The sequence below is a fragment of the Caballeronia sp. A2-2 genome (assembly GCF_057612605.2).
Window position 1 is genome coordinate 81629 of sequence record NZ_JBVFIR010000005.1, and the last position, 16948, is coordinate 98576.

Consider the following 16948-nt stretch of genomic DNA (forward strand, 5'->3'; position numbering starts at 1 on the left):
CATGATCCTTGCGAAGACGCACGAAATAGCGTCACGGTTTCGCGTGCAGGTGCATTAAAAGGGCTTGCGCCTGCGTGTAATCGGCCGTGTCCCGGCCTTCGGTAATACGCGCGCAGACCGATGACAACAACGCTTGCGCCGCACCGTTATCGCCTTGTGCCAGTCTGAGGCGCGCAAGGCTATTTGCCGCGCGCAGTTCAAGAAACAATGCGCCCTGCTCCCGCGCCATGTCCAACGCCTGCAGGTAACACGTGGCCGAAGCTTCGTATGCGCCCGAAGCCGCGTGGATCTCGCCCTCCACGCGCAACAACTCCGGCATGCACCACAGTTCATCGCGCGACTTCGACCATTCCTGCGCGGTTTCGACCGTTGAGCGCGCCTGCGCCAGATGTCCGAAACGCAGCAGGCCGCGCGAATGGATCGCCGCGAACATGGAATAGCGCATGCCAATGTGATCGCGTTCGAGTTGCGCCAACGCATCGGCGAGAAGCGGCAGGCCGGCCGGGTCATTCCGTTCGAGCAGCAACGCGCCGTGGAGGCCGCGGGTCATCGCATCGAACAAAATCAGGCCGTGTTTCGCCACGTTTTGCTGCAATGTGACCAGCGCTCCCCCAGCGGCGTGGAGTTCGCCGGCATGCAAGGCCAGCGGGATGAAGGCGAAGACCAGCACATAGCCGATCGTCAGGCTATGGCCCGATGCCTGTGCGTCGTCCAGTGCCTGCCGGGCCTGCGCGCGCGCCTGATCGAAACAGCCCTGAAACCAGAGCACGCTCGCCATCAGCGAGCGTGTGCCTTCGCGTCCCTTGACGTGGTTGTCGGCCACCTGTGACCGGTAAAACGCCGACGCATACCATTCGAGCGCACTTTCAAGCAATTGCCGCGCGCTGCGCTGTTTTCCCATGTGATGCCAGGCAAACGCAGTCAGCCGGTTACCATCCGAAATGCATATTTCGTTACCCGAAGCATCTGCGATGGCACGGAATTTTCGCAGCAGCTCATCGGCTGCGCGATGTTGCCCCGAGTACACGAAGCCGCAGCAGGCCACGAACAACGCGCGCAACCGGTATTCCGTGTCGTCGAGCCGCTCGGCGATGGCAAGCGCCGTGGTCCACGCCGCTTCGACCTGGGCCACCATGCCACGCGTATAAAGCGCCGACGCAGCGAGCGCGGCATTCAGTTTCATGCGTTCGCGGTCTAACTCAGGCGGTTCGGCGGGTATGTGCTGAAGCGCGAACGCCACGCGGCCACGGCATTCTTCGAGCGATGAAAGCCTGACCCACGCAGGAATGGCGGATACCGTGAGCAACACGCCTAATAGGTTATCGCCCGATTCCGAGAAGGCCCAGTTCAGCGCCGCGCGAATGTCGTCGATGGTGGAGAGGTGATCGTCCAGCCAGCGCGCATCTGGCGGTCCGTTCCACTGCCCTTCCACGCGCGCATAGAGTGCGTGAAAATGTTCGGCGTGGCGACGGGCCACGTAGTCCGTTTCACCGGCTTCCGCGAGTTTGCGCCGCGCATAGTCGCGCATCGTGTCGAGCAGTCGATAGCGCACCGCGTCGTGGCCGAGATTCGCCGACAGCAGCGACTTCGCCACGAGACTCGCGATTGCCTCGATCAGACAATCATGCGTGAGCACGTCATTGCCCACGATGTCCTCGGCGGCGCCAAGCGAAAACGCGCCCGGAAAAACGCCGAGCCGGCGAAGCACGACCCGTTCGTTCTCCGGCAACAACTGATGACTCCATTCGAGCGTGGCGAGCAGCGTTCTGTGCCGTTCGGGCGCGGTGCGGCGGCCGCTTGCGAGCGTGGCGAAACGGTCATCGAGCAAGTCGAGCAGTTCATGCACGCCGAATGCGTCCGAGCGCGTGGCGGCAAGCTCGATGGCCAGCGCGATGCCATCCAGCCGCCGGCAAATTTGCGCGACGACCGGCGCCTCGTCGTCCGACATGGCGAAGCCTCCGCGTGCGGCGAGCGCGCGTTCCACAAAGAGTTCGACGGCAGAATAACCAAGCGCCTCATCCATCGTGAGCCGATCGCGTTCGGGCGGCGTATCAAGTGGATCGAGCCGGTAGACGTGTTCGCCCAGTGCATGCAGAGGCTCGCGGCTGGTGGCGAGCACCCGCATGTGCGCTGCTGCCGCCGTCATGCATTCGGCGATGACCGCCGCCGCTTCGATGACATGCTCGCAACTGTCGAGCACGACGAGTTGCGGGCGCTTCTGCAGGCGAAAATAATGCGTGAGCGCCTGCGCGATGTCATCCGAATGCACGGTGAGACCGATTGCATTCGCGACTGCGTGAGGCACGAAACGCGCATCGGCCAGACGGGACAGATTGACGAACCAGACATCGTGCGCGCCGGTCCGAAGCATCTCGTGAGCGACAGCCAGCGCGACCGTCGTCTTGCCTATTCCGCCGGGACCGGCGATGGTCAAAAGCCGGGTGCGCGTGAGATTACCGATCAGGTTTTGAATCACGGCCGCCCGCCCGATCGGCCGAACCAGCGCAGCGGGAATGTTGTGCGACACAGGAGAAGGCGCACCCGCTGACGAAATCCATTCACGCTCGACCGGCGCGACAAACCGATAGCCCCGTCCCACCACGGTCGCGACGTAGCGTTGCTTCGCGGGCCCTTCTCCAAGCGCCTTGCGCAGCGCGGCGACATGCACCTTCAGACTGCCTTCGTCCACCACGGTGTGCGGCCACGCGCGCGCCATGAGTTCCGTCTTGCTGACGACTTCGCCGCCTCGCTCGACCAGCGCGGTCAGCAAGTCCAGCGCGCGGCCGCCGATCAACACGCGCACATCGCCTTCGAGCAGCCTTTGCTGAGACGGAATCAGCCGGAACGGCCCGAACAGGTACGCAATGCCCGCCGAGCCCGAATCCGTCGGAGCCGGCCGAGCCTTGTGTTCGTGACCATTGGGCGGTTTGTGCATGATTGAGCGGCGGGAATGACTTCGACATCGTCGAGGCAGGCACATCGACGATCTTTCTCTCAGTGCGCAACGGGCGAATGTCGTGCTATGAGGAAAGAATTCGGCATGCGCGCACGTTAGCATAAGATGCGCCCGATGGCTTCTTTCGATCCCACTCGACGCGTCGTGACAGAAATGAGTTCTGCACCGTTCGCCATCCTGATCAATCTATCCATGCGAGAAGAAACCGTGACCAAGCTGACCGAAAACCCTTCGATGGAACGCCGCAATCTTCTCGCGACCAGCGCGGGCACCGCGATCGCCGCGATGACCATCGCCGCCACGCCGATTGCCGCTGCCGCGGAACGCGGCTCGCACGGACAGGCGGCGCACGGCCAGAAGATGTCCTCGGACTGGATCGTCACGAAAGACGGCACACGCATCTATTACAAGGATTGGGGAAGCGGCAAGCCTGTGCTCCTGTCGCACGGCTGGCCGCTCGACGCGGATGCCTGGGACGCCCAGATGCTGTTTCTCGTGAGCAAGGGTTATCGCGTCATCGCGCACGATCGACGCGGACACGGCCGGTCGGGGCAGCCCGCAACCGGAAACGATGTCGACACCTACGCAGACGATCTCGCCGCCGTGATCGATACGCTCGATCTCAAAGGCGCGATGCTCGTCGGTCACTCGATGGGCGGCGGCGAAGTGGTTCGTTACGTAAGCCGCCACGGTCTGTCGCGCGTGTCGAAGATCGTGCTGATCAGCGCCGTCGTGCCAAACATGGTCAAGAGCGACGCCAACCCCGCAGGCTTGCCCGAATCCGCATTCGACGGCATACGCAACAATCTGGCGGCCACGCGCACGGGCTTCTACAAAAATCTCGCGCTCCCCTTTTACGGCTTCAACCGGCCCGACGCCAAGGTGGATCAGTCGGTGATCGAGGAATTCTGGCGTGAAGGCATGGCGGGCTCGATCCTTTCGCAATACGCCTGCGTGAAGCAGTTCGAAGTCGATTACACCGCCGATGTCAAAAAAGTCGATGTCCCGGCCTTGATCCTCCACGGCGACGCCGATCAGCTCGTGCCGGTCGATGTCGCGGGGCGCGCTTCGGCCAAATTGATCAGGAATGCGATGCTCAAGGTTTATCCGGGCGCGCCGCATGGCATGTGCACGACGCACGCCGATCAGGTCAACGCGGACCTGCTGGCGTTTCTTCAGTCATGATGTCGGGCCGGCGGCATGCCGCCGGCCCGTTGATTTCACACTTCAGAACTTCATCACCGCGCGACCGACCACATCGCCGGTACGCAGCCGGTCGATGTAGTCGTTGAGTTCCTCGAATGCGAAGGTCTTCACCGTATGGCGAATCTTGTCCTCGGCGGCCAGCGCCATGACTTCGCCCAGATCGGTATTGTTCCCCCAGAACGAGCCATGCAGCGTCTGTTCGCGGGACACGCGCGGAAACAGCGGAATGTCGATGCGATCGCCCACCAGCCCGACATCGGCGTAATGGCCGCTGATCGACAGCAGGCTCATCGCCAACTGCACCATCTCGGGCGCGCCCGCGCAATCGATGGCGGCATCGATATCGTTTCGTCCGACGAGACCGTGCAGTTCATGCGCGATATCGGACGAGGACTTGCCCTTGATATCGACGGTGTGATCGGCTCCGTATTCGCGGGCGATCGCGAGCTTTTCCGGATTGCGCGCAAACGCGATGACCGGCGCGCCCGCACCGAGAATCTTCGCGTATTGCACGGCATAACCGCCGAGGCCGCCGACGCCGAACACGCCGATCAGACGATCCGGCGCGAGCGCGCCCGCATCGCGCAGTTTCTTGAGGCCGCGATAGGGCGTGAGACCCGCATCGGTGAGCGGCGCGAGTGTTTCGAACGGCAGCCGCTTATCGACCTTGATGAGATAACGCGCCGGCACCGGAATGAATTCCGCGAAGCCGCCTACCGGCCCGAAGCCCGGCCATCTCACGTTCGGGCAGATATGTGTGTTGCCGATCTGGCAATGCCGGCAGATGCCATCGCCCCAGCCGGGCGCGACGACCACATGATCGCCCTCCTGAAACCCCGCCGCCGCGGGCACGATGCTGCCGATCCTGCTGATCACGCCGGTGATCTCATGACCGAGCGTGATCGGCGTCGGGATATCGGCGTATTTGCGGAAGTAACCGTCGATCAACTGAACGTCGGAGCGGCACATGCCGCAGGCCTTTACCTCGACGAGGATTTCATCGGCTTTGATCTCGGGAACTGGAATGTCTTCCAGTACGAGCGCCTTGCCATATTCGTGCATGCGTGCGGCTTTCATATGCGTGCTCCTTGATCGGTAAGTGAATGACGACACTGCGTCGAGCCACGATAGGCGAATGCAAGGATCGCCGTGTGTTGGAGTGCGTTTTTGAAAAACGGTTAAGAGTGTTGATCTTGTAGACAGCGGCACGTGAACTGACGGGTGGTGTTTGTTTTTGTTTCTATTGCAGTGGCCGCGGCTACTGAATAAACCAAACAAACAAGAGGGGCGCTTCGCACGACAAAACAACAAGACAACAAGACAACATCGGACAGGACCTATACCAAGGTATGGTTTGCGCAACGCCACATCGCGTATTAACGTGGTCGTGGAAGCACATCAAACAACGCACAGGCCGCGCTCAATCGTCCTGAGCGATTCCGGGGGGTCCCGTGACGCCTGCCGCTCTCGTTTCGATCGTTGAGGACGATGACTCGGTACGAGTGGCGACCGAAAACCTCCTGCGCTCGCTTGGCTGGGCTGTCGAGTCGTTCGAATCCGCCGATGCGTTTCTTGCCTCGGACGCGGCTGGCCGCACCGGATGCCTCATCTCCGACGTCACGATGGCAGGCATGACCGGCATCGAGATGCACGCGCTTTTGATCGCGCGGGGCTGCACCATCCCCACGATATTCATCACGGGGTTTCCCAATCCTCAGGACGAAGCCGTGGTGCTCGCCAATGGGGCGCTCGCCTATCTGGAAAAGCCGGTCGAGTCGGACGTGATCCTGAGTTGGGTTCAGAAGGTGGTCTTTCCGCCCTGAACGCCTCGCCCGTAGCGTTCCTTGTTCACTCATTCAGACCATTCAAGCAGTCACGACGATGCCCCAAGCGACATGGATCACGTGGATCTCGACGGATACGAGCTGGAGTGGCTTCGCGACGATGAAGATTTCTCGTTGTACCGCGCCCGGCAGCCGGGAAACCCGGTTTCGCTGCTGACGCTGATCGCGTCGCGCCCGGCCGCGCGCAGCATCACGCGGCTGGAGCACGAGTATGCGCTGGCGAGCGTGCTCGATTCGCGCTGGGCCGCTCAGCCGCTCGCGCTCATCCGTCATGACGCGCTGCCCGCGCTCGTGCTGGACGACAACGGCTGCGAACCGCTCGAACGCATGCTGGGACGGCCGCTCGGCATCGCGCGTTTTCTGCGGCTCGCGCTGAATCTTGCCGTGGCCATCGGGCAAGTGCATCAGCGCGGGCTCATCCACAAGGACATCAAGCCCGCTAACGTGCTGGTCGATGCCGACGACCGCGTGTGGCTGACGGGTTTCGGCATTGCATCGCAATTGCTTCAGGAGCGTCAGGCGCCCGCGCCGCCGGAAATCATCGCGGGTACGTTCGCTTACATGGCGCCCGAGCAGACCGGCCGCATGAATCGTTCGATCGATCCGCGCAGCGATCTCTATTCGCTTGGCGTGATGCTCTACGAAATGCTCACCGGCACGCTGCCGTTCGTGGCTTCGGAGCCGATGGAATGGATTCACTGCCACATCGCGCGCAAGCCGATGCCGCCGGGCGAACGCATCAGCGCGATACCGGGGCCGGTGGAAAGCATCGTGCTCAAGCTGCTTCAGAAGACGGCTGAAAACCGCTATCAGACGGCGGCGGGCGTCGAATCCGATCTGCGCACGTGTCTTGCCGCGTGGAACGCGCGACAGCGGATCGAGCCGTTCGTGCTGGGCACGCACGATGCCTCGGATCGCCTCATGATTCCCGAACGGCTTTACGGACGCGATATGCAGATCGCGGCGCTGGTCGAAGCGTTCGATCGCGTGGTCGCCACGGGCACGGCTGAAATGGTGCTGGTGTCGGGTTATGCAGGCATCGGCAAGTCTTCGGTGGTGAACGAACTGCACAAGGTGCTGGTGCCGCCGCGTGGACTGTTCGCAGCGGGCAAGGTGGATCAGTACAAGCGCGACATTCCCTACATGACGCTCGCGCAGGCGTTTCAGTCGCTGGTGCGCGAGTTGCTCGGCAAGCGTGAAGACGAAGTGGCCGAGTGGCGGCGCGCGCTGATGGACGCACTCGGCGCGAATGGCGAACTGATCGTGAACCTCATTCCCGAACTGGTGCTGATCGTCGGCGAGCAGCCGCCCGCGCCGGTGCTCTTGCCGCGCGATGCACAAAGCCGCTTCCAGCTCGTGTTTCGCCGCTTCGTAAGCGTGTTTGCGAGGCCCGAGCATCCGCTTGCCTTGTTCGTCGACGATCTCCAATGGCTGGATACCGCGACGCTCGACCTCATCGAGCATCTCATGACGCATGCGGAGGTGCGGCATCTCATGCTGGTCGGCGCGTATCGCAACAACGAGGTCGGCGCGGCGCATCCACTCGTGCGCACGTTGGAGCTGATCCGCAAAGCAGGCGCGAATGTGCGCGACACCGAGCTGGCGCCGCTCGAACCGGGTGACATCGGCGAACTGGTGGCAGATTCGCTTCATCACGATGCCGAGGCCGCGCGGCCGCTCGCGCAACTCGTGCATCGGAAAACCGGCGGCAATCCGTTTTTCGCCATTCAGTTTCTCACCGCGCTGACCGAGGAAAAGCTGCTCCTCTTTGATCCCAGCCGCGCCATGTGGACGTGGGATCTGCCGCGCATCCGCGCCAAGGGTTTCACGGAGAACGTGGCGGATCTGATGGCCGCCAAGCTCGGACGGCAGCCCGCCATCACGCAGGATGCGCTGCGGCAACTCGCCTGCCTGGGCAATTCCGCCGATACCGCGACGCTCGAACTGGTTCAGGCGAGTTCCGAGGAACAGGTTCACGCGCAACTGCGCGAAGCGGTGCAGGCCGGACTCGTCTTTCGCGTGGAGAACGCCTACCGGTTCGTTCACGATCGCGTTCACGAAGCGGCGTATGCATCGATTCCCGAAAGCGAGCGCGCCGCCGCGCATCTTCGCATCGGGCGGTTGATCGCCTTGCACACGCCGGCGGCGCAACTCGAGGAGACCGTGTTCGATATCGTCAATCATCTTAATCGTGGCATCGGTCTCATGACAGAACAAGCGGAGCGGCAGCGTGCAATGGAACTGAACGTGCTTGCGGGAAAGCGCGCGAAGCATTCGACCGCCTATTCCGCCGCGCGCAATCACTTCGTTCAGGCCGCCGCGCTGCTTTCGCCTGACGCATGGACGGAGCATTACGGTGCAACCTTCGATCTCTATCTCGAACTATCGGAGTGCGAATATCTCGTCGGCCACTTCAGCGACGCCGACGCACTGTTCGACATGATCCTCGCACGCGCGAACGACAAGCTCGATCGCGCCAAGGTCTACAGTCTGCGTATCAAGCTCTATCAGGTTGCGAGCAAATATCACGATGGCTTTTCGGTTGCGCTCGGCGCGCTGCGTGACTTTGGGCTCGTCTTGCCCGAGTCGGACGAAGACATTCGGCTGGCGGTCGCCGAAGAATTGCAGGCCGTACCGGTCAATCTGAAAGGCCGCTCGATCATCGAATTGCTCGATGCGCCCATGGCGCAGGACGCGACCATGCAGGCGATCATCAACCTGCTCGTCGATGCCGTGCCGTGTGCGTATATCGGCCGTCCCGCGTTTTATCCGCTCGTCACGCTCAAGGCGGTGAATCTGTCGATGCAGCATGGCAACACCGACCAGTCGAGTTTTGCCTACGGCGTGTATTCGCTGATGCTGGTATCGGTGGTGCAGGATATCGACTCGGCCTTTCAGTTCTCCGAGCTTTCCTTGCGCCTGAACGATAAGCTCGACAATGCGCGCCTGCGCGGCACCCTGATGCATCTGCATGGCGATCACGTGAACTTCTGGCGGCATCATTTCGCAACCGGTTTGCCGATTCTCGAACGCGCGTTCGTCGCGTGTCTCGAAGTGGGCGACTTCGTGTATGGCGGTTTCCTCGCTTTCGAAACCATCTGGCAAGCGATCGAGAAAGGCGATGCACTCGAAGACGTGCAGGCGCTGTCGGTCAAATACGCCGCGTTCGCGCGCCAGAGTCACAACGATGCGGTCTACGAAACGATTCGTCTCGAACAGCAGTTCATCGCCAGTTTGCAGGGCCGTTCGAAAGACTCGCTGAGCCTGGGCGACAAGAGCTTCGACGAAGCCGCGAGCTTTGCGATCATCACCACGGCGACCTTCGGTTGCGGGATCGTCTTCTATCACATCATGAAGCAGATACTCGCCTTTCTGAATGGCGAGCATGCCCGCGCGTTCCACTACGCGGCATTGGCCGAACCGGTGCTTCCCGCCGCCATGAGCATGCCGATCGAGGCGACCTTCCACTTCTTTCATGCATTGACGCTGACAGCGCTTTATCCCGCCGCCGACGCGGCGCTTCAACGCCAATACCGCCACATGCTCGACCGCAAGCTGGAGAAATTCGAGTTATGGGCGAGCCACGGCCCCGACAACTTTCGGCATCGTCAGGCGCTGGTGCTGGCGGAACTCGCACGCATCGAAGCACGCCATTCGGATGCGATGCATCTCTACGAAGAAGCCATACGCTCGTGCCGCGAGCAGGGCTTCGTTCACTATCAGGCGCTCGCCAACGAACTGGCCGCCCGCTTCTACGCCGAGCGCGGCTTCGACACGATCGCCGATACGTATCTTCGCAACGCGCGCGCCTGCTATCTGCGCTGGGGCGCGGACGGCAAAGTGCGTCAACTCGATCACGCGCACGCGCAACTGAGGCAAGAGCTTTCGTCGCGCACGGAAAGCACCGTCGCGACATCGGTGGAACAACTGGATCTGGGCACGGTTGTGAGAGTGTCGCAGGCCGTGTTCAGCGAGATCGGCCTGAACGAACTGATTCACACACTCATGGTGCTCGCGCTCGAACACGCGGGCGCGGACCGCGGCGTGCTGGTGTCGCCGCGCGGCGACGAGCTATGGATCGAAGCCGAAGCCCGGACCTCGCGCGATAGCGTGGACGTGACCATTCCGCATGCGCGTGTGTCGCCTTCGGCCTTGCCCGAATCGATTCTGCGTTATGTGGCGCGCACCGGCGAAAGCCTGCTTCTCGACGATGCCCGGCATCAAAGCCCGTTCTCGACTGACCAATACATCTGGCGCAGCGAATGCCGCTCGATTCTCTGCCTGCCGCTCATCAAGCAGGCGCGGCTCATCGGCCTGCTTTATCTGGAGAACACGCTCACGCCGCGCGTGTTCACGCCCGCGCGTATCGCGGTATTGCGGCTGCTTGCGTCGCAGGCGGCGATCTCGCTCGAAAACGCGCGGCTCTACGCCGATCTTCAGCGCAGCGAACTGCGTTACCGGCATCTGTTCAGCGAAACGCCTGTCGGCCTGTGGCAGATCGATTCGCAACCGCTGATCGCCGTGCTGGCGGAACTGCACGAACAAGGCGTGACGGATCTCTCAGCGTATATCGACGCGCATCCCGAATGGCTCGCGCGCGCCGCCGCCATGATCGTCGTGGAAGATGCCAACAACCACGCCGTGCAGATGTTCGGCGCACGTGACCCGCGCGAACTGCTCGGCCCGATGACCTGGGTCTGGCGCGAGAGCCCGGCGACCTTCCGGCGCGCCGTGGAGAGCCGCTACAAAGGCGACGACTGGTTTCAGGAGACGACGAAGCTGCCCACGCTCGACGGGCGCGTGATCGATGTTCTTTGCACGGTGGCGCGTCCGAGGCGAATCGACGATGTCGGCATGGCGGTCATGAGTCTGGTCGATCTCACCGACCGTATTCGCGCGCAGGAAATGCTTCAGCGCGTGCAGGCGGATTTCGCCCACGCGGCCCGCATCTCGATGCTTGGGGAACTCACCGCATCCATCGCGCACGAGTTGAAACAGCCGCTGGCGTCGATCTCGATGAACGCGCAGGCGGGTCTCGGCTGGCTCAACCGCCCCATTCCGGAAATGATGGAAGCGCGCGAGACGAATCAACGCATCATCGCCGATGCGCGTCATGCCGTGGAGATCATCGGGCGCGTTCGCAACATGGCGGTGCGGCGCGCGCCCGAGCGCACGCTGGTGTCGCTCGATGAACTCATCGACGAAGCGCTGGTTTTTCTGCGGCACGAAGCGCAATTGAGGCGTGTGAGCGTGGCGCGCGAATTCGCAGCGGGGAATCCGCGCGTGCTGGCCGATCGCGTGCAGTTGCAGCAGGTCGTCGTCAATCTCACCGTCAACTCCATGCAGGCCATGGAGCAGGCCGCCAGCACGCGGCGCGAAATTTCCATTCGCGTCTCGTCGGATGACGCGGCCTTTCTATGCTGCGCCGTGGAGGACAGCGGGCCGGGCATTGCCGCCGCCAGTTTGAACAGCCTGTTCGAGAGCTTCTTCACGACCAAGGAGAACGGCATGGGCATGGGTCTGCCGATCTGCCGGTCGATCATCGAGGCGCATGGCGGAAGCATAACGGCGGATAACCAGTCCATTCACGGCGGCGCGCGCTTTTCGTTCTGCCTGCCACTCGTGCAAATCAGTTAGAGGCGGCCGCTTTTCGTTCGGCTTGCTGAATATCGCCGGGGTAGGTCGTATCGTCGTTGCGCGCGGGGTTGTAGCCAGCGGCTTCGAGCTTTTTGAGTTCCGCGTTGCGCTTCGCGCGCGCTTCCTTGCGCGCGGCCTTGCGTTGGGCTTTCGTCGTGCCGACGCTCGAATCGTCGCTTGATGTCTGCGCGTACGACGACAACGGCAGAAGCGAGGACACGATCACCAGCGCCACGGCAGAAGCGAGCTTCTTCATGATTTTCTCCGGTAGACAAAAGGATCGACGTGAGGTCGATGTTCATCGATTCTCATCCAACGCGGCCCGATGCCGCGCGTTCACATGCGTTCATGAAATCGACCGATCCGGAAAGGCGTGACTGCTTTGCTGGATTAGCATCCTGAGGACATCGACGGAGGCGAGCATGGCAGCAAACGAACCGCTGCGCGTTCTGGGCGCCTGGCTGGCGTTGGTCTGCGTGAGTCACAGCGCATGGGCCTACACGATCAAGACCTATCACGGCGATGGCGCCAGTCGCATTCAGGCATGTTCGCTCGCCCGCAACGATGCGCTTGCGCCCGGCGAGGAAGCGGCGCATGGGCATCTGGTTCGCCTCGCGCGTTGCGATTGCACGAAGACACAGGCAAGCGACAGGACGAGCGCATGGCACTGTCTGGTTCAGGCAGTGCATGACCGTTGAGAACGAACCCGTGTCAGAACTTCAGGTCATGCAATCGGCGTACCCCATCGAGCAACCACTGAAACACCGAATGATCCGCCTGCCTCGGCGGCGTTGCCGTGCCGAGCTTGTCGAGCGTATGCTCGCGACGCGACAGCAGCCTGCACATGAGCCGCGCCACCTCGGGGTTTGCCTTCAGCACGGGCGTCAGATCGTCCTTGCTCAGTTGATAGACGACCGCTCGCGTGAGCGCCGTCACCTTCACGCGCGCGGGCAAGCCGGCAAGCAGCCCCGCCTCGCCGATGGCATCGCACGGACCGAGCCGGGCCGCTTCGACCGCCAGCGCGCCCTCTCCGGCCACCGCGCTCAACACACCTGAATCGATGATGAAAAGATTATCCGGAACGACGCCGGGCGCGATCAGCGTTTCATCGGCCTCGTATTCGCGACGCGTGAGCCGTGGCGCGAGCTGCGCGAGTTCTTCCGGCGTGAGTGCGGCGAACAGATCGACACGTCGCAGCAAACGCGCGCGCTCATCGTCATGCAGCGCCGCCGCGTTTTTCGCGGAGGGCCCATCGAGCGGGCGCAGATCCACGCCCGCCGCCGCCAGATGGCGATAGCACAGATCGTACAGTTCGTTGATGACCTCGGTCTTCTTGCCGCCGTCATCGACATAGGCCGTGGCTTCGTACTGGAACGACAGCGGCGTGACGCTCTTGACCGTGGCGCTCGGCGCGGGGTCCGCGAGAATGGCGCGCACGCTCCTGAGCGCGCGGTCGAGCGCTTCCAGCACGACCTTCGGGCGCGCCTCGGGCGTCACTTCGAGCGTGATGCGCACGCCATGCAGCGACGCCGGCCTGCTGCTGTTGACGATCTTCGCCTTCGCCGCGACCGCGTTCGGCACGATCACGACATCGCCCAATGCGGTGAGCAGGTTGGTCGCGCGCCAGTTCATCTCCAGCACCTTGCCTTCCACGCCGTCTATCGCCACCCAGTTGCCGACCTGATACGGCTCCGTGCTGTTGATGACGATGCCCGCGAACACATCGCTCAACGTGCTCTGAATGGCAAGACCGAGCACGATGGCGAGCGCACCCGAGGTCGCGACAAGTCCACGCACTGGCAATTCGAGCACGAACGCAAGCGATGCGACCGTCGCCGCCAAAAACGCGACCGCGCCGAATACATCCTCGAACAGCCGTTGACGGCGCCATGTCTTCGGCAACAGCAAGGTATCGAGCACCATGCTGAGCAGACGTGCGCCGTTGAGCCACCAGACGATTTCAAGCGTCTGGCCAAGCAGATGCAACGTGCGCGAATCTGCGTGGGGCGCCTGCGAGAAAGGACTGAGACCCGAACTGAACAACACGGCACTCAGCGCGCCATAAAGACAAAGCCGTATGAGCAAGCGCACGACTTCATTGCGCGGAAACGCGCAGGACCAGACGGCGATATCCAGCGCGACGAGCGCGAAACCGAAGATCAGCGGATCGTCCACGCGCGCTCCGATCGATGTCAGCGTCGAGTCACGATACCGCGACGGTTCGATGCACGCGCGCCACCGTCGCCAGAAACACGGCGAGCCCGGCCGCGGTCAGCGCGAAGCCCGCCCACACCGGCGACAACAAACCCCATCCCGCCGCGATGGCCGCGCCGCCCGCCGATGCGCCAAGCGCGTTCGCCACGTTCAGCGAGGCCAGATTCATCGCGCCCATCAGCGTCGGAGATTCCGGCGCGAACTGCGTGAGACGGACCTGAATGGTGGGAATGGCGGTCATCATGGTCGCGCCGACGCCGAAAAGCGCCAGCATCAGCGGCCATTCGTGCATGCCGAAAGCCGCGAGCAACGCAAGCACGATCAGCGCGCAGCCGAAACCCGCCGTGAGACCCGCGGACTCGTACCGGTCCGCGAGCCTGCCGCCGATCAGATTGCCCACCGTCATGCCGACGCCAAATAGCGCCAACGCGAATGGAATGCGCGAGCGATCCAGCGACGCGACATCCGTGACGAATGGGCCGATAAACGTGTACACCGCGAAGATACTTGCCACGCCGAGCGCGGCGACCGCCATGGTGGCCCACACGCGCGGCCGGCTCAACGCGCCAAGTTCCTGACCGAGCGGGCCGCCGTTCAGCGCATTGTTGCGGGGAAGCCAGAGCCAGCATGCCAACAAAGCGAACGCGGCGATGACCGCGACCGCCACATAAGTCTGCCGCCAGCCGAGATGCTGGCCCAGAACAGTCGCGAGCGGCGAACCGACGATGGTCGCAACCGTCAGGCCGGTCATCACCATTGCGAAGGCCTGACCGGATTTGCCCTCGCCCACGACATACGACGCGACCACCGCGCCCGCGCCGAAATACGCACCCTGCGGCAGTCCGCTGACAAAGCGCGCCGCCGCGAACATGCCGAGGTTCATCGCCGCCGCCGACAGCAGATTGCCGACGATGAACAGCGCGATCAACGCGAGCAGCAAGGTGCGCCGGTTGAGCCGGCTCGCCATCAACGTGACGACCGGCGCGCCCGTCACCACGCCGAACGCGTAAGCCGTGATCGCATTGGTCGCCTGCGCGATGCTCAAGTGCAGGCTCGCTGCGAACAATTGCAGAATGCCCATGCTCGCAAACTCCGATGTGCCGATGCAGAAACTGCCCAGCGCCAGCGCGAACAACGTGAGTCCGCGCCGGCGCGCTTCCGCGTCGTTCGAGCAATGCACGGGCACGGCGTGGCACTGCGCCTCGTAAGCCTTTTCGTGCATGGCGTGGTCCCGGTCGAGTATGAATGCTCAACCTTAGCGGTGTCGCGCGCGTCGCGATGCGGGCGAACCGAACAGAAAAATCGCGCGATTCGGCAAAGCGAAACATCCGCTCACTGAAGACAGATGCTTCGGTAATCGACCGTGCGCCGATAAACGCTTCTGCCGAGCCACGATACGAACGTGTACTCGATATACGCGTTGCTGCCGACGAAAATCCAGTTGTGCAGAGCGGGCTTCATGATGGCGTCCTCCGTGAGAAAAACCATGCATGAAGCGTAGGCAAGCACATACGGTCATCGCCATCCTGCCATGGCATATCTGCGCGATGCGGCGGTTCATCGGCGCTATACGCGGGTATGGCCGCAGCGCCGCATGCCGGAGATTTTTCGCATGCGTCAGGGCGAAACGGGAAAAACCCGGCGTTCCGGGAAGTATCCGCGGGAGCGCTGCGTCACTATCGGCTCACGGTTTGGCGTGCCGTGTCTCCTCGGACAGACACGACTCTGTCCTTCGTGCCCGCTCAAGGGCGGGCTTTTTTTGAAGTGGAGGTCGGCATGAAAACGCTCAGGCTGATGGTGTTATCTCTTTCGCTCGTATCGACGACGCTCGCATTTGCCCAACCCGCCGGCGATGCTTCATCGTCGAAAGCGCCTGAAAACTGCGTGGGGCCAGCGGGCTTCTGCGTGCCGTATTTCGGCAGTTGAACCGGTCATCGACCGGTAGTTGCGTTTTTTGAGGCAAAGGGGAACATCTTGGCGAAGCCCGCGCTTTTCACGCCGATCAGGATAGGCCGGCAGGAATTGGCCAATCGCATCATCATTGCGCCGATGTGCCAGTACTCCGCCATCGACGGTTGCATGAACGACTGGCATCTGGTCCATCTCGGCGGTCTCGCAGTGTCGGGCGCGGCGCTGCTGACGATCGAGGCCACCGCCGTGGTGCCCGAAGGCCGCATCACGCATGCCGATGTCGGACTCTGGGACGATGCCACCGAAGCCGCGATGCATCGCGTCCTGCGCGCGGTGCGTCATTGTTCGAACATGCCCATCGGGATTCAATTGAGCCATGCGGGACGCAAGGCTTCGACCGAAGTGCCGTGGAAACAGCCCTTTCAGTTCGCACCGGGCACGCCGTTCGGCTGGCAGACCGAAGCGCCATCGGCTGTGCCGTACACGGACGGTTATTGCACGCCCGTCGCGCTGGATCGCGAGGGCCTGATTCGCGTGCGCGATGCCTTCGTGAACGCGGCACGACGCGCGCATCGGATTGGCATCGATGTGATTCAGTTGCATGTCGGGCACGGTTATCTGCTGCATCAGTTCATCTCGCCGTTGACGAATCGGCGTGAGGATCACTACGGCGGCTCGCTCGAAAACCGCATGCGTTATCCGCTCGAAGTGTTTCAGGCCGTCCGTGAAGCGTTTCCCTCGCAAAAGGCCGTGACCATCCGCATCTCGGCGACGGACTGGGTGGAAGGCGGATGGAATATCGAAGAAACCGTGGCCTTCGCGCGCGCTGCCGAACAACTCGGATGCGATGCGATTCACGTCACCAGCGGCGGGCTGCACCCCGACCAGCAGATTCCGGTCGGGCCGAACTATCAGGTTCCGCTCGCGCGCGCGGTGAAAGAGGCGGTCGATATACCCGTGGTCGCAGTCGGATTGATCACCGGCTACGAACAGGCGGAAGCGATCGTCGGCACGGGCGACGCCGATTGCATCGCGCTGGCGCGCACTATCCTTTACGACCCGCGCTGGCCGTGGCATGCGGCAGCGGAACTCGGCGCACGGGTGCGCGCGCCGAATCCTTATCTGCGCTCGCAGCCGCGCCGCTTCAAGGATCTGTTCGAAAGCGAATGAAGCGTGAGCG

General features: G+C 62.6%; 12 protein-coding genes. 6 read left to right on the plus strand and 6 right to left on the minus strand.

Features of this window, described 5'->3' with window-relative positions; all coding sequences use genetic code 11:
- Window positions 1-31: 31 nt before the first annotated feature.
- Window positions 32-2935, minus strand: coding sequence for an ATP-binding protein (locus ACZCWR_RS34535; RefSeq protein ID WP_487307031.1), 2904 nt, complete (start codon window positions 2933-2935; stop codon window positions 32-34).
- Window positions 2936-3316: 381 nt separating this feature from the next.
- Here ACZCWR_RS34535 and ACZCWR_RS34540 point away from each other — a divergent pair, with 381 nt between their 5' ends.
- Window positions 3317-4141 (plus strand): alpha/beta fold hydrolase, encoded by an 825-nt coding sequence (locus ACZCWR_RS34540; RefSeq protein ID WP_487307097.1) that lies wholly within the window; start codon window positions 3317-3319, stop codon window positions 4139-4141.
- Window positions 4142-4183: 42 nt separating this feature from the next.
- Here ACZCWR_RS34540 and ACZCWR_RS34545 read toward each other — a convergent pair whose 3' ends face one another.
- Window positions 4184-5239 carry an NAD(P)-dependent alcohol dehydrogenase gene (locus ACZCWR_RS34545; RefSeq protein WP_487307032.1) on the minus strand — a complete coding sequence of 352 codons (1056 nt, stop codon included), beginning with the start codon at window positions 5237-5239 and terminating at the stop codon, window positions 4184-4186.
- Between the two features lie 374 nt (window positions 5240-5613).
- Between ACZCWR_RS34545 and ACZCWR_RS34550 the strand changes: the two genes are divergently transcribed.
- Both ACZCWR_RS34550 and ACZCWR_RS34555 read left to right on the plus strand, forming a co-directional pair.
- Window positions 5614-5985, plus strand: a complete 372-nt coding sequence (locus tag ACZCWR_RS34550) for a response regulator transcription factor (protein ID WP_487307033.1) — start codon at window positions 5614-5616, stop codon at window positions 5983-5985.
- Window positions 5986-6057: 72 nt separating this feature from the next.
- The gene (locus tag ACZCWR_RS34555) at window positions 6058-11643 is read left to right on the plus strand and encodes a trifunctional serine/threonine-protein kinase/ATP-binding protein/sensor histidine kinase (RefSeq protein ID WP_487307034.1); all 5586 of its coding nucleotides are present in this window, start codon (window positions 6058-6060) and stop codon (window positions 11641-11643) included.
- Here the strand turns inward: ACZCWR_RS34555 and ACZCWR_RS34560 are convergent.
- The gene (locus ACZCWR_RS34560) at window positions 11636-11899 is read right to left on the minus strand and encodes a hypothetical protein (protein ID WP_487307035.1); all 264 of its coding nucleotides are present in this window, start codon (window positions 11897-11899) and stop codon (window positions 11636-11638) included. The genes ACZCWR_RS34555 and ACZCWR_RS34560 overlap by 8 nt on opposite strands.
- A 166-nt stretch (window positions 11900-12065) precedes the next feature.
- Between ACZCWR_RS34560 and ACZCWR_RS34565 the strand changes: the two genes are divergently transcribed.
- On the plus strand, window positions 12066-12341 hold the full coding sequence (locus ACZCWR_RS34565) for a hypothetical protein (protein WP_487307036.1): 276 nt from the start codon (window positions 12066-12068) through the stop codon (window positions 12339-12341).
- Between the two features lie 13 nt (window positions 12342-12354).
- Here the strand turns inward: ACZCWR_RS34565 and ACZCWR_RS34570 are convergent, their stop codons facing one another.
- From ACZCWR_RS34570 to ACZCWR_RS34580, 3 genes are all read right to left on the minus strand, one after another.
- Window positions 12355-13818 (minus strand): mechanosensitive ion channel domain-containing protein, encoded by a 1464-nt coding sequence (locus tag ACZCWR_RS34570; protein ID WP_487307037.1) that lies wholly within the window; start codon window positions 13816-13818, stop codon window positions 12355-12357.
- 28 nt (window positions 13819-13846) lie between these two features.
- Window positions 13847-15079, minus strand: coding sequence for an MFS transporter (locus tag ACZCWR_RS34575; protein WP_487307038.1), 1233 nt, complete (start codon window positions 15077-15079; stop codon window positions 13847-13849).
- Between the two features lie 110 nt (window positions 15080-15189).
- Window positions 15190-15318 carry a hypothetical protein gene (locus ACZCWR_RS34580; RefSeq protein WP_487307039.1) on the minus strand — a complete coding sequence of 43 codons (129 nt, stop codon included), beginning with the start codon at window positions 15316-15318 and terminating at the stop codon, window positions 15190-15192.
- Window positions 15319-15633: 315 nt separating this feature from the next.
- On the opposite strand from ACZCWR_RS34580, the gene ACZCWR_RS34585 reads away from it, so the two are divergent.
- Both ACZCWR_RS34585 and ACZCWR_RS34590 read left to right on the plus strand, forming a co-directional pair.
- Window positions 15634-15783 carry a hypothetical protein gene (locus ACZCWR_RS34585; RefSeq protein ID WP_487307040.1) on the plus strand — a complete coding sequence of 50 codons (150 nt, stop codon included), beginning with the start codon at window positions 15634-15636 and terminating at the stop codon, window positions 15781-15783.
- Window positions 15784-15831: 48 nt separating this feature from the next.
- Complete coding sequence (locus ACZCWR_RS34590; protein WP_487307041.1) at window positions 15832-16938, plus strand: NADH:flavin oxidoreductase/NADH oxidase; 1107 nt, start codon at window positions 15832-15834, stop codon at window positions 16936-16938.
- Window positions 16939-16948: the final 10 nt, after the last annotated feature.